The sequence below is a fragment of the Streptomyces sp. NPDC058576 genome, from assembly GCF_042718715.1.
In the GTDB taxonomy this organism is placed as follows: domain Bacteria; phylum Actinomycetota; class Actinomycetes; order Streptomycetales; family Streptomycetaceae; genus Streptomyces.
The window spans coordinates 94426-111636 of sequence record NZ_JBHXPF010000013.1 but is presented as its reverse complement, the minus strand read 5'-3'; the positions used below and the strand labels follow the sequence as shown (position 1 = coordinate 111636).

At 72.2% G+C, this 17211-nt stretch carries 14 protein-coding genes; 11 read left to right on the top strand and 3 right to left on the bottom strand.

Annotation, left to right across the window (positions count from 1 at the left end; all coding sequences use genetic code 11):
- The first annotated feature begins 2 nt into the window (after positions 1-2).
- The 6 genes from ACFWRV_RS12960 to ACFWRV_RS12935 all read left to right on the top strand — a co-directional run bounded on the left by ACFWRV_RS12960 (position 3) and on the right by ACFWRV_RS12935 (position 9606).
- Entirely contained in the window at positions 3-1136 is a 1134-nt protein-coding gene (locus tag ACFWRV_RS12960; RefSeq protein WP_384332735.1) for a type III polyketide synthase, read from the top strand.
- Positions 1137-1235: 99 nt separating this feature from the next.
- Positions 1236-2426 carry a S8 family peptidase gene (locus tag ACFWRV_RS12955; protein ID WP_384332675.1) on the top strand — a complete coding sequence of 397 codons (1191 nt, stop codon included), beginning with the start codon at positions 1236-1238 and terminating at the stop codon, positions 2424-2426.
- Between the two features lie 250 nt (positions 2427-2676).
- Entirely contained in the window at positions 2677-6966 is a 4290-nt protein-coding gene (locus ACFWRV_RS12950; protein WP_384332672.1) for a discoidin domain-containing protein, read from the top strand.
- A 123-nt stretch (positions 6967-7089) separates the two neighbouring features.
- On the top strand, positions 7090-8097 hold the full coding sequence (locus ACFWRV_RS12945; protein ID WP_384332669.1) for a LacI family DNA-binding transcriptional regulator: 1008 nt from the start codon (positions 7090-7092) through the stop codon (positions 8095-8097).
- An 82-nt stretch (positions 8098-8179) separates the two neighbouring features.
- Positions 8180-8497 carry a cupin gene (locus ACFWRV_RS12940; RefSeq protein ID WP_384332666.1) on the top strand — a complete coding sequence of 106 codons (318 nt, stop codon included), beginning with the start codon at positions 8180-8182 and terminating at the stop codon, positions 8495-8497.
- A 143-nt stretch (positions 8498-8640) separates the two neighbouring features.
- Positions 8641-9606 carry a YihY/virulence factor BrkB family protein gene (locus ACFWRV_RS12935; protein ID WP_384332663.1) on the top strand — a complete coding sequence of 322 codons (966 nt, stop codon included), beginning with the start codon at positions 8641-8643 and terminating at the stop codon, positions 9604-9606.
- On the opposite strand, the gene ACFWRV_RS12930 is transcribed toward ACFWRV_RS12935, so the two are convergent.
- Both ACFWRV_RS12930 and ACFWRV_RS12925 read right to left on the bottom strand, forming a co-directional pair.
- Positions 9590-10600 carry a zinc-binding dehydrogenase gene (locus tag ACFWRV_RS12930; RefSeq protein ID WP_384332660.1) on the bottom strand — a complete coding sequence of 337 codons (1011 nt, stop codon included), beginning with the start codon at positions 10598-10600 and terminating at the stop codon, positions 9590-9592. The two genes, ACFWRV_RS12935 and ACFWRV_RS12930, sit on opposite strands and share 17 nt — an antisense overlap.
- A gap of 121 nt (positions 10601-10721) precedes the next feature.
- Complete coding sequence (locus tag ACFWRV_RS12925) at positions 10722-11558, bottom strand: M12 family metallo-peptidase (RefSeq protein ID WP_384332657.1); 837 nt, start codon at positions 11556-11558, stop codon at positions 10722-10724.
- 223 nt (positions 11559-11781) lie between these two features.
- Between ACFWRV_RS12925 and ACFWRV_RS12920 the strand changes: the two genes are divergently transcribed.
- The gene (locus tag ACFWRV_RS12920) at positions 11782-12654 is read left to right on the top strand and encodes an ABC transporter substrate-binding protein (protein ID WP_384332654.1); all 873 of its coding nucleotides are present in this window, start codon (positions 11782-11784) and stop codon (positions 12652-12654) included.
- Positions 12655-12696: 42 nt separating this feature from the next.
- Here the strand turns inward: ACFWRV_RS12920 and ACFWRV_RS12915 are convergent, their stop codons facing one another.
- Entirely contained in the window at positions 12697-13122 is a 426-nt protein-coding gene (locus tag ACFWRV_RS12915) for a nuclear transport factor 2 family protein (protein ID WP_384332651.1), read from the bottom strand.
- A gap of 165 nt (positions 13123-13287) precedes the next feature.
- Between ACFWRV_RS12915 and ACFWRV_RS12910 the strand changes: the two genes are divergently transcribed.
- The 4 genes from ACFWRV_RS12910 to ACFWRV_RS12895 all read left to right on the top strand — a co-directional run bounded on the left by ACFWRV_RS12910 (position 13288) and on the right by ACFWRV_RS12895 (position 17083).
- On the top strand, positions 13288-13857 hold the full coding sequence (locus ACFWRV_RS12910) for a PadR family transcriptional regulator (protein ID WP_384332649.1): 570 nt from the start codon (positions 13288-13290) through the stop codon (positions 13855-13857).
- Between the two features lie 91 nt (positions 13858-13948).
- The gene (locus ACFWRV_RS12905) at positions 13949-14611 is read left to right on the top strand and encodes an ArsR/SmtB family transcription factor (protein ID WP_384332646.1); all 663 of its coding nucleotides are present in this window, start codon (positions 13949-13951) and stop codon (positions 14609-14611) included.
- Positions 14608-16056, top strand: a complete 1449-nt coding sequence (locus ACFWRV_RS12900) for an MFS transporter (RefSeq protein ID WP_384332643.1) — start codon at positions 14608-14610, stop codon at positions 16054-16056. Before ACFWRV_RS12905 ends, ACFWRV_RS12900 begins: the two co-directional genes overlap by 4 nt.
- An 82-nt stretch (positions 16057-16138) precedes the next feature.
- Positions 16139-17083 (top strand): carbohydrate kinase, encoded by a 945-nt coding sequence (locus tag ACFWRV_RS12895; RefSeq protein WP_384332640.1) that lies wholly within the window; start codon positions 16139-16141, stop codon positions 17081-17083.
- Positions 17084-17211: the final 128 nt, after the last annotated feature.

The window sequence follows — 17211 nt, the reverse complement described above, 5'->3', positions numbered from 1 at the left end:
AGATACGAGGAGAACCCATGGCGACCCTGTGCCGACCGGCCATCGCTGTGCCCGAACACGTCATCACGATGCAGCAGACCCTGGAGCTGGCCCGGGAGACCCACGCCGGCCACCCCCAGCGCGACCTCGTCCTGAGACTCATCCAGAACACCGGTGTCCAGACCCGGCACCTGGTGCAGCCCATCGAGGAGACCCTCAAGCACCCCGGATTCGAGCTGCGCAACCGGGTGTACGAGGCCGAGGCCAAGCGCAGGGTCCCCGAAGTCGTCCGGCAGGCCCTCGCGAACGCCGAGACCGATCCGGCCGACATCGACCTGATCGTCTACGTCTCCTGCACGGGCTTCATGATGCCCTCGCTGACCGCGTGGATCATCAACACCATGGGCTTCAGGGCCGAGACCCGCCAACTCCCCATCGCCCAGCTCGGCTGCGCGGCCGGCGGCGCGGCCATCAACCGCGCGCACGACTTCTGCGTGGCCTACCCCGAGGCCAACGTCCTCATCGTCTCCTGCGAGTTCTGCTCGCTCTGCTACCAGCCCACCGACATCGGCGTCGGCTCGCTGCTCTCCAACGGGCTCTTCGGCGACGCCCTCTCGGCCGCCGTCGTCCGGGGGCAGGGCGGCACCGGCATGCGGCTGGAACGCAACGGCTCGCACCTGGTGCCCGACACCGAGGACTGGATCTCCTACGCGGTCCGCGACACCGGCTTCCACTTCCTGCTGGACAAGCGGGTCCCCGGCACCATGGAGATGCTCGCCCCCGTCCTCCAGGACCTGGTCGACCTGCACGGCTGGTCCGTCCCCGACATGGACTTCTTCATCGTCCACGCGGGCGGACCGCGCATCCTGGACGACCTCTGCCACTTCCTGAAGCTGCCGCCGGAGATGTTCCGCTACAGCCGGGCCACCCTCACCGAACGCGGCAACATCGCCAGCTCCGTCGTCTTCGACGCGCTGGCCAGGCTCTTCGACGACGGGGGAGTCGCCGAGTCCGCCCAGGGCCTCATCGCCGGCTTCGGGCCCGGCATCACCGCCGAGGTGGCCGTGGGCAGTTGGACGAACGACGACCTCCGCCCGTCCGTCGAGCACGACCTCGACGCGCTGGAGCTGACCGGCGGCGTTGCGCTGTCCGGCTGAACCGGCTAAGGCGACCGGCGGACGGGGACGAAGGAACGGGTGTTCGCGCTTCGCGGATGCACTCGCTCCGCGAACGGATCCCCACCCCGAGGAGAATGCATGCGCCTGCCTGCCCGATGGGCCACGGCCGCCCTGCTGCTGATCGCCCCGATGATCGCCACCACCGCCCCGGCCTCGGCCGACAACGGACCGGAAGGGGTCGCGGTGGAGCAGTCCACCCGGGCCGTACCCGGGCAGTACATCGTCACCCTGGAGCCCGAACTCTCGCCGGACACCGTCCTGCGGGAGCTCGGGCTCGACCCGTTGTTCCGCTACGGAAACGTCCTGCACGGCTTCGCCGCCACGCTCACCGCCGCCGAACTCGAAGCGGTACGGACCGTTCCCGGCGTCCTCGCCGTGGAGGAGAACGCCGAGGTGGCCGTGGAGGCGCCCCGAACGGGGAGCCTCTTCCGCGCCCCCGCGGCCGGCTGGGGCACGGACCGCATCGACCAGCGCACCCTGCCGCTGGACGACACCTTCACCACCACGGCCACCGGCGAGGGCGTGAAGGTCTACGTCGTCGACACCGGGATCGACGCCGCGCACAGCGAGTTCGGCGGCCGGGTGGTGAACGGCTACGACGCCGTCGGGGACGGCCGCGACGGCATGGACTGCAACGGACACGGCACCCACGTCGCGGGCACCGCGGGCGGCGTGACCTCCGGCGTGGCCGAGGACGCCTCGCTGGTCAACGTACGTGTCCTGAACTGCGAGGGCCGGGGCACCTGGGCCGGCATCCTCGCCGGGTTCGACTGGGTCGCCAAGGACGCCGCCCGCACCAAGGCCCCCGCCGTGCTGAACGCCTCGCTCGGCGGCGCCCGCTCCACCGCGGTCGACGCGGCGGTCGAGTCCGTCGCCGACGCGGGCGTGCTGCCCGTCGTGGCCGCCGGGAACGACGACCGGGACGCCTGCGACGTCTCCCCGGCCGCCGCCGACGGCGTGGTCACGGTCGGCGCGAGCGACCGGCAGGACCGGGAGACCTCCTTCAGCAACTGGGGCTCCTGCCTCGCGCTGTACGCCCCCGGGGCCGACATCGTCTCCGCGCGGCTCGGCGGCGGCACCGTCTCGCTGAACGGCACGTCCATGGCCAGCCCGCACGTCGCGGGCGTCGCCGCCCTCTACAAGCAGGGGAACCCCTCGGCCTCGCCCGCCGCCGTCGCGCGGTGGCTTGAGGACACGGCCACCCCGGACGTGCTCACCGGCCTCGGCCAGGGCTCGCCCGACCGGCTGCTGTACACCGGCGGCCTCTGACGATCCGTCGGACGGCCTGTCCGGCTCCCCGCCACGGGGCCGGGGAGCGGTGACCGCGCGGCGGAATCCGCTCCCCGGCCCGGCCGCCCGGCTGTTGTCGGAACGGTGGACGGTCTCTCATTTCTCTGCAACTCTCTGACGGCACAACGCAAAACAGGCCGCAGCATACGCAGAAATCCGTGTTCCCTGGCTGCGGTCACAGAGCCGCGCCCTCGACGCGCCCTGCGCCGAGGCCGAAGATCGGGGAGCTATGAGAGCCCAACGCTGGAGATGGCGGGCGATATCCGCCTTGGTCACGACCAGTCTTCTGATGATCGGCGTACCGTCGCTCGCCGCAGCGGCGGCCGCCGGTCCCAACCTCGCCGCGGGGCGGGCCGCGGCCGCGAGCAGCGCCCACGCCGAGTACGGCGCGTCCAACATCACCGACGGCAACCGGTCGACGTACTGGGAGAGCGCCGGAGGCGGACTGCCCCAGTGGGTCCAGACCGACCTGGGCGCGGGCGCCCGCGTCGACGAGGTCAAGCTGACGCTCCCGGCGGGCTGGGAGACCCGCACCCAGACGCTGTCGCTCCAAGGCAGCGCGGACGGCACGAGCTTCGCGACCCTGAAGAACTCCGCGACATACACCTTCGCCCCGGGAGCGGCGAACGAGGTCACCATCGCGTTCCCGGCCACCCTGACCCGGTTCGTACGGGTCAACATCACCGCCAACACCGGCTGGCAGGCCGCCCAGCTCTCCGAGTTGGAGGTCCGTGGGGCCGGCGAGTCCTCGGCCGACCTGGCGGCGGGCAAGACCCTCACCGCCAGCAGCAGCAACGGTTCGCAGACCCCGGCCAACGCCAACGACGGAAACCGCGACAGCTACTGGGCGAGCCGCAACGACCAGTTCCCGCAGTGGATCCAGGCCGACCTGGGCGCGTCGCTGGGCGTGGACCGGGTGGTGCTGCGGCTGCCCGACGGCTGGGCCGCGCGGAGCCAGACGCTGAAGCTCCAGGGCAGCACCAACGGCTCGGACTTCACCGATCTCACCGCCTCCAGGGCCTACCGCTTCGACGCGGCGGGCGGACAGTCGGCGACGATCACCTTCGACGCCACGACGACGCGCTACGTCCGTGCCCTGATCACCGCCAACACCGGTGCATCGGCAGCCCAGTTGGCCGAGCTGGAGGTCTACGGACCCACCACCGGGGACACGCAGGCGCCGACCGCGCCGGCGAACCTCGCGTTCACCGAGCCCGCCACCGGCCAGATCCGGCTGACCTGGAAGGCCGCGACGGACGACACGGGCGTCACCGGCTACGACGTCTACGCCGACGGCACCCTGCTCACCAGTGTCGCGGGCAACGTCACCACGTACACCGACTCCCGCCCGGCCGGGCAGAGCGTCAGCTACTTCGTCCGCGCCAAGGACGCGGCGGGCAACGTCTCGGCCAACAGCAACACCGTCACCCGTAGCGGCGACACCGGCGACACCCAGGCCCCCACCGCACCCACCGCGCTGGCGTACACCGAGCCGGCCGGCGGTTCGGTCAAGCTGACGTGGCAGGCGTCCACCGACAACAAGGGCGTGACCGGCTACGACGTCTACGCCAACAACGTGCTGCGCGGCAGCGTCGCGGGCAACGTGCTGACGTACACCGACACCCAGTCGGCGTCCACCACGGTCAGCTACGTCGTGCGCGCGAAGGACGCGGCGGGCAACGTCTCCGGCGACAGCAACACCGTCACCCGCAACGGGCAGAGCGGCTCCGCCTCCAACCTCGCCGTGAACAAGCCGATCACCGCCTCCTCGGTGGTCCACACCTACGTCGCACAGAACGCCAACGACAACAGCACCTCCACCTACTGGGAGGGCGCGGGCGGCAGTTACCCGAACACGCTCACCGTGAAGCTCGGCTCCAACGCCGACACCGAGAACGTCGTCGTCAAGCTCAACCCCGACAGCAGCTGGGGTCCGCGCACCCAGCGCATCGAGGTCCTGGGCAGGGAACAGAGCTCCTCGTCCTTCAACTCCCTGGCCGCCGCCAAGGATTACGCCTTCAGTCCCGCCTCCGGCAACACGGTGACCATCCCGGTCCCCGCCCGCGTCGCGGACGTCCAGCTGAAGTTCACCGCCAACAGCGGCTCCGGCGCGGGCCGGGTCGCCGAATTCCAGGTGCTGGGCGCTCCGGCGGCCAACCCCGACCTCCAGGTCACCGGCATCACCGCCGCGCCCGCCGCCCCGGTCGAGACGGACGAGATCACCCTGACCGCGACCGTCCGCAACGCCGGAGCGCTCGCCGCCCCGGCCAGCAAGGTCGAGCTACGGCTCGGCTCCACCAAGGTCGCCACCGCCTCGGTCGGCGCCCTCGCATCGGGCGCCTCCACACAGGTCAGCGCCTCCATCGGGGCCCGGAACGCGGGCAGTTACGAGCTGAGCGCGGTCGCCGACCCGGCGGGCGAGGTCATCGAGCAGAACGAGACCAACAACACCTACAGCAGCGCCTCCCCGCTGGTCGTGAAGCCGGTCTCCAGCTCGGACCTGGTGGCCGCCGCGGTCACCACCTCACCCTCGGCCGCCTCCGCGGGCGACACGGTCACCTTCTCGGTCGCTCTGAAGAACCAGGGCACGGTGGCCTCGGCGGCCGGCGCCCACGGCGTCACGCTGACCCTCGTCGACAGCAAGGGCGCCACGGTGAAGACCCTCACCGGCGCCCACAACGGGGTCATCGCGGCGGGCGCCACCACCGCACCCGTCCCGCTGGGCACCTGGACCGCGGCCAACGGCTCGTACACCGTACGGACCGTGATCGCGGCCGACGCCAACGAACTCCCGGTCAAGCGCGAGAACAACACCTCCACGCAGGCGCTCTTCATCGGACGCGGCGCCAACATGCCGTACGACATGTACGAGGCGGAGGACGGCGCGACCGGCGGCGGCGCACAGGTCGTCGGTCCGAACCGGACCGTCGGCGACATCGCGGGCGAAGCCTCGGGGCGCAAGGCCGTCACGCTCAACAACACCGGCAACTACGTCGAGTTCACCACCCGGGCCTCGACCAACACCCTGGTCACCCGGTTCTCCATCCCCGACGCCCCGGGCGGCGGAGGCATCGACTCCACGCTGAACGTCTACGTCGACGGCGTCTTCCTGAAGAAGATCGACCTCACCTCGAAATTCGCCTGGCTGTACGGGAACGAGGCCGCGCCCGGCAACTCCCCGGGCTCCGGTGCGCCCCGTCACATCTACGACGAGGCGAACGTGCTGCTGGGCAAGACGGTCCCGGCGGGGTCCAGGATCCGGCTCCAGAAGGACAGCGCCAACACGAGCACGTACGCGATCGACTTCATCAACCTGGAGCAGGTCGCACCGGTCGCCAACCCGAACCCCGCCACGTACACCGTGCCGGCGGGCTTCACCCACCAGGACGTCCAGAACGCCCTGGACAAGGTCCGCATGGACACCACCGGCACGCTGGTGGGCGTCTACCTCCCGGCGGGGGAGTACAGCACGGCGAGCAAGTTCCAGGTCTACGGCAAGGCCGTCAAGGTGGTCGGGGCCGGCCCCTGGTACACCCGCTTCAACGCCCCGTCCACGCAGGACAACACCGATGTCGGCTTCCGGGCCGAGGCCGCCGCCAAGGGGTCGTCGTTCGCGAACTTCGCGTACTTCGGCAACTACGCGTCCCGGATCGACGGGCCCGGCAAGGTCTTCGACTTCTCGAACGTGTCGGACATCGTCATCGACAACATCTGGAACGAGCACATGGTGTGCCTCTACTGGGGCGCGAACACCGACAACGTCACCATCAAGAACTCCCGGATCCGCAACATGTTCGCCGACGGCGTCAACATGACCAACGGGTCCACCGACAACCTCGTGGCCAACAACGAGGCGCGGGCCACCGGTGACGACAGCTTCGCGCTCTTCTCGGCGATCGACGCCGGGGGAGCGGACATGAAGAACAACGTCTACGAGAACCTGACCTCGATCCTCACCTGGCGCGCGGCGGGCATCGCCGTCTACGGCGGGTACGACAACACCTTCCGCAACATCCACATCGCCGACACCCTGGTGTACTCCGGGATCACGGTCAGCTCACTGGACTTCGGCTATCCGATGAACGGCTTCGGGACCGGACCGACGAAGATCGAGAACGTCTCGATCGTGCGCGCGGGCGGTCACTTCTGGGGAGCGCAGACCTTCCCCGGGATCTGGCTCTTCTCGGCGTCGAAGGTGTTCCAGGGCATCCGGATCTCGGACGTCGACATCGTCGATCCCACCTACAGCGGGATCATGTTCCAGACGAACTACGTCGGCGGACAGCCCCAGTTCCCGATCAAGGACACCGTGCTCAGCGACATCTCCATCTCGGGGGCGCGCAAGAGCGGTGACGCGTTCGACGCCAAGTCCGGCTTCGGGCTGTGGGCCAACGAGATGCCGGAGGCCGGTCAGGGTCCCGCCGTCGGCGAGGTCACCTTCAACGGCCTGAAGCTCAGCGACAACGCCCAGGACATCAGGAACACCACACCCGGCTTCAAGATCAACATCAACCCGTAGCCCGGAGAGGAGGCCGAAGGGCCCGCAAAGGGAGCGCTTCCCACTGGCCGGGAAGCGCCCCTATGCGTGCAATCCTTGCGTTGATAAGTCAATTGCTTGCAGTGCTTACGTTAGTCTTGCGACATGACGCGACGACTTGCTCAGGTTGCCAAGAAGGTTGGGGTCAGCGAGGCCACGGTGAGCCGGGTGCTGAACGGCAAGCCCGGGGTGTCCCGGACCACCCGGCAGTCCGTGCTGACGGCCCTGGACGTCCTCGGCTACGAGCGGCCCACCCAACTGCGGGGCGAGCGCGCCCGACTCGTCGGCCTCGTGCTGCCCGAACTGCAGAACCCGATCTTCCCCGCCTTCGCGGAGGTGATCGGCGGCGCCCTCGCCCAGCAGGGGCTCACCCCCGTCCTGTGCACCCAGACCAAGGGCGGTGTCTCCGAAGCGGACTACGTGGACCTCCTGCTCCAGCAGCAGGTCTCCGGCGTGGTCTTCGCCGGCGGCCTGTTCGCCCAGGCGGACGAGGCCCATGAGCACTACCACCGCCTCGCCGAGCGCCGCATCCCCGTCGTGCTGATCAACGCCCCCATAGAAGGGCTCGACTTCCCCTGCGTCTCCTGTGACGACGCCGTCGCGATCGAGCGCGCCTGGCGCCACCTCGCCTCCCTCGGCCACGAGCGCATCGGCGTGGTGATGGGCCCCTCCGACCACGTGCCCTCCCGCCGCAAACTCGCCGCGGCCCGGTCCGTTGCGTCGGCCACCGGCGGCGAGCTGACCGAGGCGCACGTCGAGCGCTCGATGTTCTCCCTGGAGGGCGGCCAGGCGGCGGCCTCCCGACTGCTGGAGCGGGGCGTCACCGGGATCATCTGCGCCAGCGACCCCCTGGCGCTCGGCGCCGTCCGCGCGGCCCGCAGGCGCGGCCTCGGGGTGCCGTCCGACATCTCGGTCGTCGGCTACGACGACTCGGCGTTCATGAACTGCACCGAACCCCCGCTCACCACCATCCGCCAGCCCATCGAGGCCATGGGCCGGGCCGCCGTCGAACTGCTCTGCGCGGGCATCCAGGGCGGGACGCTCCCGCCGGACGAGCTGCTGTTCGAGCCGGAGCTGGTGGTACGGGGCTCCACCGCGAAGGCGCCCCGCTGAGTCCGGGCCGCCAGGGCGGCCCGGACGCCGTCCGGGCACGTCAGGATCGCGGGGCGCGTGCGGCTGCGGCACAGTGGGGCACATGGACGACCTCAACGCACTCGCCGAGGAACACCTGACCGCCGCCCGCGCCTCCGCCCACGGCCGCAGCGCCCACCTCCTGCTCCAGCAGCCCCCCTTGCGCCAGACGGTGATCGCCCTCACCGAGGGGACCGCGCTCGACGAGCACAACGCGCCGCCCGCCGCTTCGCTCCTCGTCCTGCGCGGCAGCGTCCGCCTCACCGCCGGGTCCGGCGACGCGGAGCTTCCCGCCGGAACCCTGCACCCGATTCCGCAGGAACGGCACGGGCTGCTGGCGCTCAGCGACGCGGTGGTCCTGCTCACGGCCGTCAACGACTGACCCGCCCGGATCGACAGGGCACGCCCCCCAGGTGTGCTTCGGCCGCGACGTGGCAGGAGAGGATCGTGCGGGGTCGGCACGTCCGGGCACGGGCAGGTCACCCCACCCCCCCCCGCGTTCGCCCACGTCCCCGGAGTACCAGCTTGCCCACCCAGACCGCGTCCGCCGCGGACAGCACCGCCCCCACCGCCGGACCCGCCGCACCACCCCGCCGCTGGCGCACCGCTCTGCGCCGCACCCCGGTCTCCCTGTGGAACGACGACGTCACCGACTGGGCCGCCGCCCTGACGTACTACGCCATCCTCGCCCTGCTCCCGGCGCTCCTGGTCACCGTGTCCGTGATCGGGCTCGCCAACCCCGATGCGACCGGCGCCCTCATCGCCGACATCACCGCGTTCGCCCCCGCCGAGTCCGGCGACGCGCTGCGCAAGCCGCTGGAGGCGGCCACCGAGCAGCGCTCCGCCGTCTGGCTGCTCGTCGCGACCGGATCCGTGAGCGCCGTGTGGTCCGCGTGCAGCTACCTCGCGGTCTTCCGCCGGGCCCTGCACGCGATGTACGGCGTCCGGGAGACGCGCCCGCCCCTGCGGCAGGCGCACATCATCGTCGTCTCGGCGATCGGCCTGCTCCTCCTGCTCATGACCAGCGCGTTCGCCCTCGTCATGACCGGTCCGCTGGCCCGCTGGCTCGGCCGCGGCATCGGCCTCCCGCACGAGGGGGAGACCCTGTGGGCGGCACTGAAGTGGCCGCTCCTCGTCTGCCTCGTCGCCTGCCTGATCATGGTCCTCTTCAGCACGGGTCCCCGCTCCGCACGCGGTATCCGCCGGGGCCTGCCCGGTGGGATCCTCGCCGCGTTCCTCTGGCTCACCGCATCGGCGCTGTTCGCCCTCTACGCGACCCAGGTCGGCAGCTACAGCAGGCTGTACGGGTCGCTCGCCGGGCTCGTCGTCTTCCTCATCTGGGTGTGGTTCGCCAACCTGTCGCTGCTGGCCGGAGCCCAGTTCAACGTCGAGCTGGCGAGGAGCGGGCCGGAGCGGGAAGCCGGCGCGGGTGCGAAGGAGGCGGGCGGGTCCGGCACCGCGGCGGGCGGGGCCGTCACGGCCGCAGGATGAGCCGGACCGGGTCGCCCTCCTTGGTCTCCATCCGCTCCACCGCCGACGCCACCTCGTCCAGCGGCAGGACATCGGTGACCGACCGGGAGAAGTCCAGCCGGCCGCCCTCCGCGAGCCGGACGAGCTGCTCCACATGGTGGCCCTCCGAGCCGTAGTGGCCCAGGATCCGGTGCTGGAGGAAGCTGAACAGCGTGCCGTGGGGCACGACAAGCGGCTGGTCGGTCAGCCCCACCAGCACCAGCCGCCCCTTCGGGGCCAGTACGGTCAGCGCCTGCTCACGGACCGGGGGTACCCCGGCGAAGTCGAACGCCGCCGCCAGGCCCGCACCGCCCGTCGCCCCGAGCACGCGCTCGCGGAAGGTCGGATCGGCGGGGTCCAGCGCCAGGTCGGCCCCGAACTCCAGGGCCCGCCGACGGGCCGCCGGGGCGGGGTCCACCGCGACGACCGGGTGCGCGCCCACGGTCCGCAGCAGCTGCACGGCGTGCGCGCCGAGCCCGCCCGCGCCCCAGACGCCCACGGCCTCGGCGGCCCGGACGTCGCCGGTGGCGGTCACCGCCGCCCACGGCGTCGAGACCGCGTCCGGGATGATCGCCGCCTGTTCGAAGGGAATCGAGTCGGGCAGGGCGACGAGGGTCGACACGGTGGCGAGGGCGTACTCGGCCCAGCCGCCGTCGTAGTCGACGCCCCGGGTGTGCGTCCGGCCCCGACGCGTCTCGCCGGCCTGGAGGACCACCCGGTCACCGACCGCCCACCCCGCGGCGTCCGGTCCCGCCTCCGCGACGGTCCCGGCCACCTCGTGGCCCAGGGTGACCGTGTCCCCCTCCAGGTACAGCGGGGTCAACGTGCCGTCGACGAGGTGCACGTCGGAGAGGCACACCCCCGCGGCCCTCACCCTCACCAGCACCTCGCCGGGGCCGGGCACGGGCCTGTCCACCTCCGCCACGGCGAGGGTGCGGCTGGGGAGGTGGAGACGCGCGGCGCGCATGCGTTCCATGGCGGGTCCTTAGACGTTCGGATCGACGACCTGTCGCGAGTCGCCCTGCTGTGAACGTAGACCCGGCCCGGTGACGGCCCGAGCGGCGGGGTGCGGAAACCTCCCGGGGCGTGGCGCGGTATCAGCCCCTGGTGCGATACCCGGCGACGATCGGCATGGTCTCGCGCAGCACCCGTACGCCGTCGTTGTCCGCGTCGCCCAGCCGGTGGCCCTCCCACGTTCCCGTCGCGCTGGAGAACCGGCTGATCCGCCGGCAGTGGTCCCCGCACGCGGAGCGGTACGCCATGATCGTGTAGCGCGTGCCGTCCTCGGTGATCCAGCCGGTGTTGTACGGGCGGTTCCGGCTCACGCTCATCGAGCCGTCCGCCTTGCCCGCCAGCGTCGTACGGTCGTGGGCGAGGCCCAGGTTGTGGCCGATCTCGTGGCTCGCCGAATCCAGGTCGATCCCGTCGACGTCGACGACCGCGTAGGCGTACTCGTCCGTGGAACCGTCGAGCGCGGGCGTGTAGTCCGCCGTGCCGCCGCCCCGCTCCGGCCGGTCCACGACCAGGGTGACCAGATCGGCGCCGTACCGCGCCCGCTGTTCGTGCACCTGCCGTCCGAGCCCCGCCGACGCGTGGTCCTTGAGGAGGGCGTACGCGGCACGGAACTCCTCCGACCCCTCGTAGTCGGTCGCCGTGTACGGGTGGACGACGCGGATGATGCCGCAGAGACCGCCCCCGGCCAGGGACCGGTTCATCCGCGTCGCGATCCGCTGGGCCGAGGCGGGCACCCGGTGCGCGCCGCCGACCTGCTTGGCGGCCTTCGGTGTGTGGACGACCAGCACATCGACCACGGGGCACGCCGCCCTCGCCGCTTCCTCCGCCGAACGCGCCGTGGCCGGAGCGGTGGCCGAGGCTGCGCAGAGCGCCGCACCGACGCCGACGGCCAGGGCTGCCTTCACGAGGGTCGCGTGCACGGTGAGTCGGCTCCGTCCGGAAGGGGACGGCCGGACGCCACCCCATAGCTGAAAGTGACTTATTCATAACACTGGGTGACGTGACTCGCCCGTCGTGCCCGCACCCGCCCGGCGGCTGTTTGTTCCCTGGCCAGAGGGGTGTGGCGGCGAGGAGGTGGGCAGGTACACGTGTACGAACTCGCACGAATGGAACGGCAGTCGGCGGCAGAGGGGCGTGTGTGACGTGACGGAACAGAGCGAATGGCGGTTCTCCGACGACCGGGGTCAGCAGTCGACGGCGCCCCGGCCGCCGGGGCGGGTGCTGGCCTACGTTCAGGCCGGGGCCACCCTGTGGGATCTCGGAATCCGGCCGGTGGGGATCTTCGGCTCCGACCACGACGGGCCCGACCCCGACACGGCGAAGACCGGGACCCTGCCGCTGGAGGAGGTCGCGTACGCCGGTGCGGGCAGCACCCTCGACGTCGAGCGGCTGCTGAGCGATTCGCCGGACCTCGTGGTGGCCGTCAGCTACGGCGGCGGCCATGTCTACGGGCTGGCACCCGAGACGGCCAAGCCGCTGGAGGAGCGGGTCCCGGTGGTCGTCCTCGACGTCAGCCAGGCCCGTACGTTCGGTGAGATCGGCGACCGGTTCGCCGAACTGGCCCGCTCGCTCGGCGCCCCGGACCGGCCGGGCGCGGACCGCGACCTGGACGCCGCCCGGGAGCGGCTGCGCGCCGTCGTCGCCGCCACCTCCGGCGACGCGCCCCGGGTGCTCGCCCTCTCCCCGGCCGGCCCGGACCAGGCGCATGTCGCACGCCCGAAGATGTGGCCCGAGCTGCGGGTGCTCACCGAACTGGGCGTCCGGCTCGTGGAGCCCGCCGAGGGCCCGGGGGCCAACTGGTCCACGCTCGACCGCACCGACACCTTCGCGCTGCGCCCCGAGGTGATCCTGACCGACATCCGCGCCCACGCCGCCCCCCTGGAAGAGCTGCGCGGGAGCGAGGGCGTGCCGACGCCCGTCGTCCCGTGGAACCCCGAGCCCCTCTACGGGCCCCGCGACCACGCCCGGTTCCTGGGCCTGGTCGCGGACGCCCTGGAGACGGCGCGGCCGAGCTGAGCCGGAGCACCGTGACGGAGCGCTGTCGCGGGGTGGGCGCGCTTACGGGGCGGGGGCCAGTCCGTCGGCGACCAGTCCGGCGAGCACCGCCTCGCCCAGCGCCTGGACGGCGGAGGCGGGGCGGACCATCACGGTGAACTCCTTGACGCGTCCGTCCTCGTCCAGGTGCAGGAGGTCGATGCCATGGATCTCCTTGCCGCCGACCGTCGCCCGGAAGAGCAGAACCGCCGACTGGGCCTCGGTCCCGTCGGCGCTGGTCTGCGAGGCGCCCGCGAACTCGCCGACGTAGCGGAAGTCCTCGAAGGTGCGCAGCAGGACGCCGAACAGTCCCAGCACCGCCGGCCTGCCCTCGAACGGGGTGAACTTCACCGGGCTGTAGAGCCGGACGTCCTCGGTGAACAGATCGTCCAGGGCGCCGAGGTCGCGGCTGTCGACGGCGGCGCGGAAACGGTCCACTGCGTCGGTCATGTGTCCTCCTTGGTGAGGTGCGCCCTCGTTGAGAAGCGCCGCATAGTCATGAAAGTGACTAGTCACTTTCATGACTATCATGAGGGTCGGTGTTCCGGACAGGGGTGGACGGGGATCCGCTCGGACCTGGCCGGACCCGGACACGGCTGAGAGGGAGGCGGTCCGATGGCGTTGCGCCACGCGGTGCTGGCGGCGCTGCTCGACGAGGAGCTGAGCGGCTATCAGGTGACGAAGGCGTTCGCGGCGGGCGTCGCGAATTTCTGGCACGCCCTGCCGCAGCAGGTCTACGCGGAGCTGGCCAGGCTGGAGAAGGAAGGTCTGGTCGCGGGGCGCGAGGTCGTCCAGGAGGCGCGCCCCAACAAGCGGCTGTTCCGGGTCACCGGCGAGGGGCTGGCCGAGCTGGAGAGCTTCGCGTCCGCCACGGCCAAACCCGCCTTCCTCCGGGAGGACCTGCTGGTCCAGGTCCAGGCGGCCGACCACCTCGACGCCGGCGTACTGATCGATCGGCTCACCGAGCGGTACGCGTTCGCCGAAGCCAAGGCCGCGCTGTTCGAGGAGCAGTTGCGCAGGATGCGCGGAGGACTGGACGAAGCGGAGTTCCTGCTCCGGGGTGCGCGCGTCGGCCCGTATCTCACCTGCCGCCGAGGGCGGGACTTCGAGCGCGCCAATCGTGACTGGTGCCGCGACGTGATGGAGGTTCTGCGGGCGCGGAGGCAGGCCCGGGGGGAGGCCTGACGGGCGTCGGTCGGGGTTCCCCGCCAGGTTTCCAAAAAATATTCTGCAAAAATACTTTGGGAAAGTGCTCCCGCCGCTCTACGCTGCGGTCATGGACAGCGAAGACGGTCGTCGCGTACTCGATCCGGAGCGGGACGGGGCCGCCCTCAAGGCGCTCACCCACCCCCTGCGCCTCACCCTGCTCGGGCTGCTGCGACAGCACGGACCGGCCACCGCCAGTGAACTCGCGGTGAGGACGGAGGAGTCCTCCGCCTCCACCAGCTACCACCTGCGGGTGCTCGCCAAGTACGGGTTCGTCGCCGAGGCCGACCACCGTGACGGCCGGGAACGGCGCTGGAAGTCCGTGCACGACGTCACCTCGTGGAGCAATGAGGCGATGCACCGCAGCCCCGGCGGCAGCGTGATCCTCAGTGTCCTGCACCGTCGGCAGATCGAGCACCTCCAGCAGTCCCTGGACCGCCACGAGGCGGACCTGGAAAGCGGCCGGCTGGGCCGGGAGTGGCAGGAGCCGTCGGGTGTCAGCGACCTGATGCCCCGGCTCACGCCGGAGTCCCTCGCCGAGCTGTGGGAGGCGTTCCGCGCGAAGACGGACGAGCTGACGGCCCGGGACGCCGAAGACCCCCGGGCCGAGCAGGTCGTGCTGTTCACCGCCGGACTCCCGCTGGCCCCGGAGCAGGAGACCGGTACGGAGCCGGAGACGGGTACGGAAACGGCGGCCGACCAGGACGCCCCCGCCGCCGGAGACGCCCCATGACCGGCGGGTCGGTCCGCGCCACCGACGCCCCGGGGCACAGAGGCCTCGACGAGGCGACCGCGCGCCGCCGGTACGTCGCGGTCTCGTTCCTCTTCTGGCTCCCCATCGGCATGTCCATCGCGACGGGAGTGCTCCTCTTCACCGAACGGGGCATGGGCCTCGCCGCCATCGCCGGCTTCTACGCCGCGCACTCCCTCACGGCCGCCGCGATGGAACTGCCCACCGGCGGACTCTCCGACGTCATCGGGAGACGCCCCGTCCTGGCCGTCGCCGGGCTGCTCAACCTCACCGCCTTCACCCTCATCGGCCTCGGCGCGGCGGGCTGGGCCATCGCCCTCGGCATGGGCCTGATGGGTCTCGCCCGCGCCCTGTCCAGCGGTCCCGCCGAGGCCTGGTACGTCGACACCGTCCACGCCCACGCGGGACGCGGCGCCGATCTGCGTACGGGACTGGCGCGCGGCAGCGCCGCCACCTCGGCCGCCCTCGCGCTCGGCACCCTGCTCGGCGGCGGGCTGCCCTGGCTGCTCGGCCTCGCCCCCGGCGCGGGGGAGTGGCTGGCCGCAACGACCGGCGGGCTCGTGATCCCGCTCTCCGTGCCCGCCCTGCTCGGCGCGCTGGTCGAGGTCGTCTTCGTCCTCTCCGTCCTGAGCGCCCTGCCCGAACCGCCCCGGCCCCGCACCACCGTGCGCCGGGTCGTGGGCGGCGTGCCCGCCGCGATCGCCGCCGGGCTCCGGCTCGGCGCCCGGGACGCCCTGATCCGGCGCATCCTGCTGACCGCGAGCGCCGCCGGGGCCGCCCTCGCGGCCGTCGAGCTCCTCACCCCGGGCCGGGCCGCCGCCCTCATGGGGACGGCCGAATCCGGGGCCCTGGTCTTCGCCGGGCTGGCCTGCGCCGGGTTCCTCTGCTCCGCCCTCGGCAGCCAACTCGCGCCGCTCGTAGCCCGGTTCGCCGGCAGCAGCGAGCGGGCGGTCCTCGCGAGCCTCGGGCTGGTGGGGCTGGGGCTGACCCTGCTCGGGCTCACCGCGCACACGATGAGCACCCTCGCCACGGCGGCCGCCGTCACCGGCTACGGGCTGGTGTACCTCGGCCTCGGGGCGGCGGGACCCAACGAGAGAGATCTGCTGCACCGCCGGGTCGACACCTCGGGCCGGGCCACCGCCCTCTCCGTCCAGTCGCTCTCGCTGCAACTGGTCGCCGCCGGCGCCGGACTGGCCGCGGGCACCCTGCCCACGGGCCCGCTGCCCTGGCTGCTGGCCGCCGCCGCCGTGCTGGCCGGAGCGCTGCTCTGGGTCCGCCGCGCCGCCCCCGTGAAGCCGCTCCCGGACTCCGCGCCGCGCACGGAGACCGCAGCTCCCGAACCGGAGCGGGCCCACCCGTCGAAACCTCGTCCGGCAGACCTCCTGACACCGCTGGCCACCGACGGGCCCGGATCGAGGACACAGTGAGCCCGGGCTCACCCGGCCGTGTTCCGAGGCCGCGCCGCCTACCAGGACACCCATGTCACGGCAGTTGAGGAGAACCGCCCCCATGCTCGACCACAGCGAACTGCTGGTCATCGGTGAATGCGTCGCCGACATCGTCCGGCTGCCGGACGAGGCCCCCCGGGTCCACCCGGGCGGCAGCCCCGCCAACGTCGCGTACGGCCTGGCCCGCCTCGGCCACCGCGCCGTCCTTCTCACCCAGCTCGGCCCGGACGAGAACGGACGGCTCATCCGGGAGCATCTGGCCTCCGGCGGCGTCGACGTCCGCACCGACGGCTCCACCGCGCCCACCCCGTCGGCCGCCGTCACCCTGGACGAGGCGGGGCAGGCCTCGTACGCCTTCGACGTCGGCTGGACCCTCGCCCCGGTCGCCGTCGAACCCGCGCCGGCCCATGTGCACACCGGGTCGATCGGTGCGGTGGTGGAGCCCGGATCGGCCGCCGTCCTGGACCTCGTGCGCGCCGCCCGGCCCACCGCGACCGTCAGTTACGACCCCAATGTGCGGCCCGCCCTCATGGGCGACCGCGCCGCGGCCGTCCGCCGGGTCGAGGAGTGCGTGGGGCTGAGCGACCTGGTCAAGGCGAGCGACGAGGACCTGGAGTGGCTGTACCCGGGGGAGGAGCCGGAGCGGGTCGCCCGACGCTGGCTGGAGCTCGGGCCCGCCGTGGTGCTCGTGACCCGGGGCGGCGACGGGGCGCTGGCCGTTCTGCCGGATGGCCGGATCACGGTACAGGCCCCGCCCGTCGACGTCGCCGACACCGTGGGCGCGGGCGACGCGTTCATGTCGGGGACGCTCCACGCCCTCGCCGTGCAGGGGCTCTTGGGCCCGGACGCCCGGGACCGGCTGCGCGCCGTGGACCGGGAGACCCTTGCCGGCGTCCTGCGCCACGCGGTCGCCTCCGCCGCCGTGACCGTCTCCCGGGCCGGGGCCAACCCGCCCGGCACGGACGAGCTCCGGGCGGCCCTCGGGAGTGTCCTGCCCCCCAACTGACGCCTCGTCATGACCCGTTCGGCGCAGTCGAACGCACCCTCGTGAGACGTTCCGCCGTTCGTCAACCCGATGCAGTACGACAACGGGATCGGGGCGACGGGTGGCGAGGAGACGGACGGCCGAGGGTG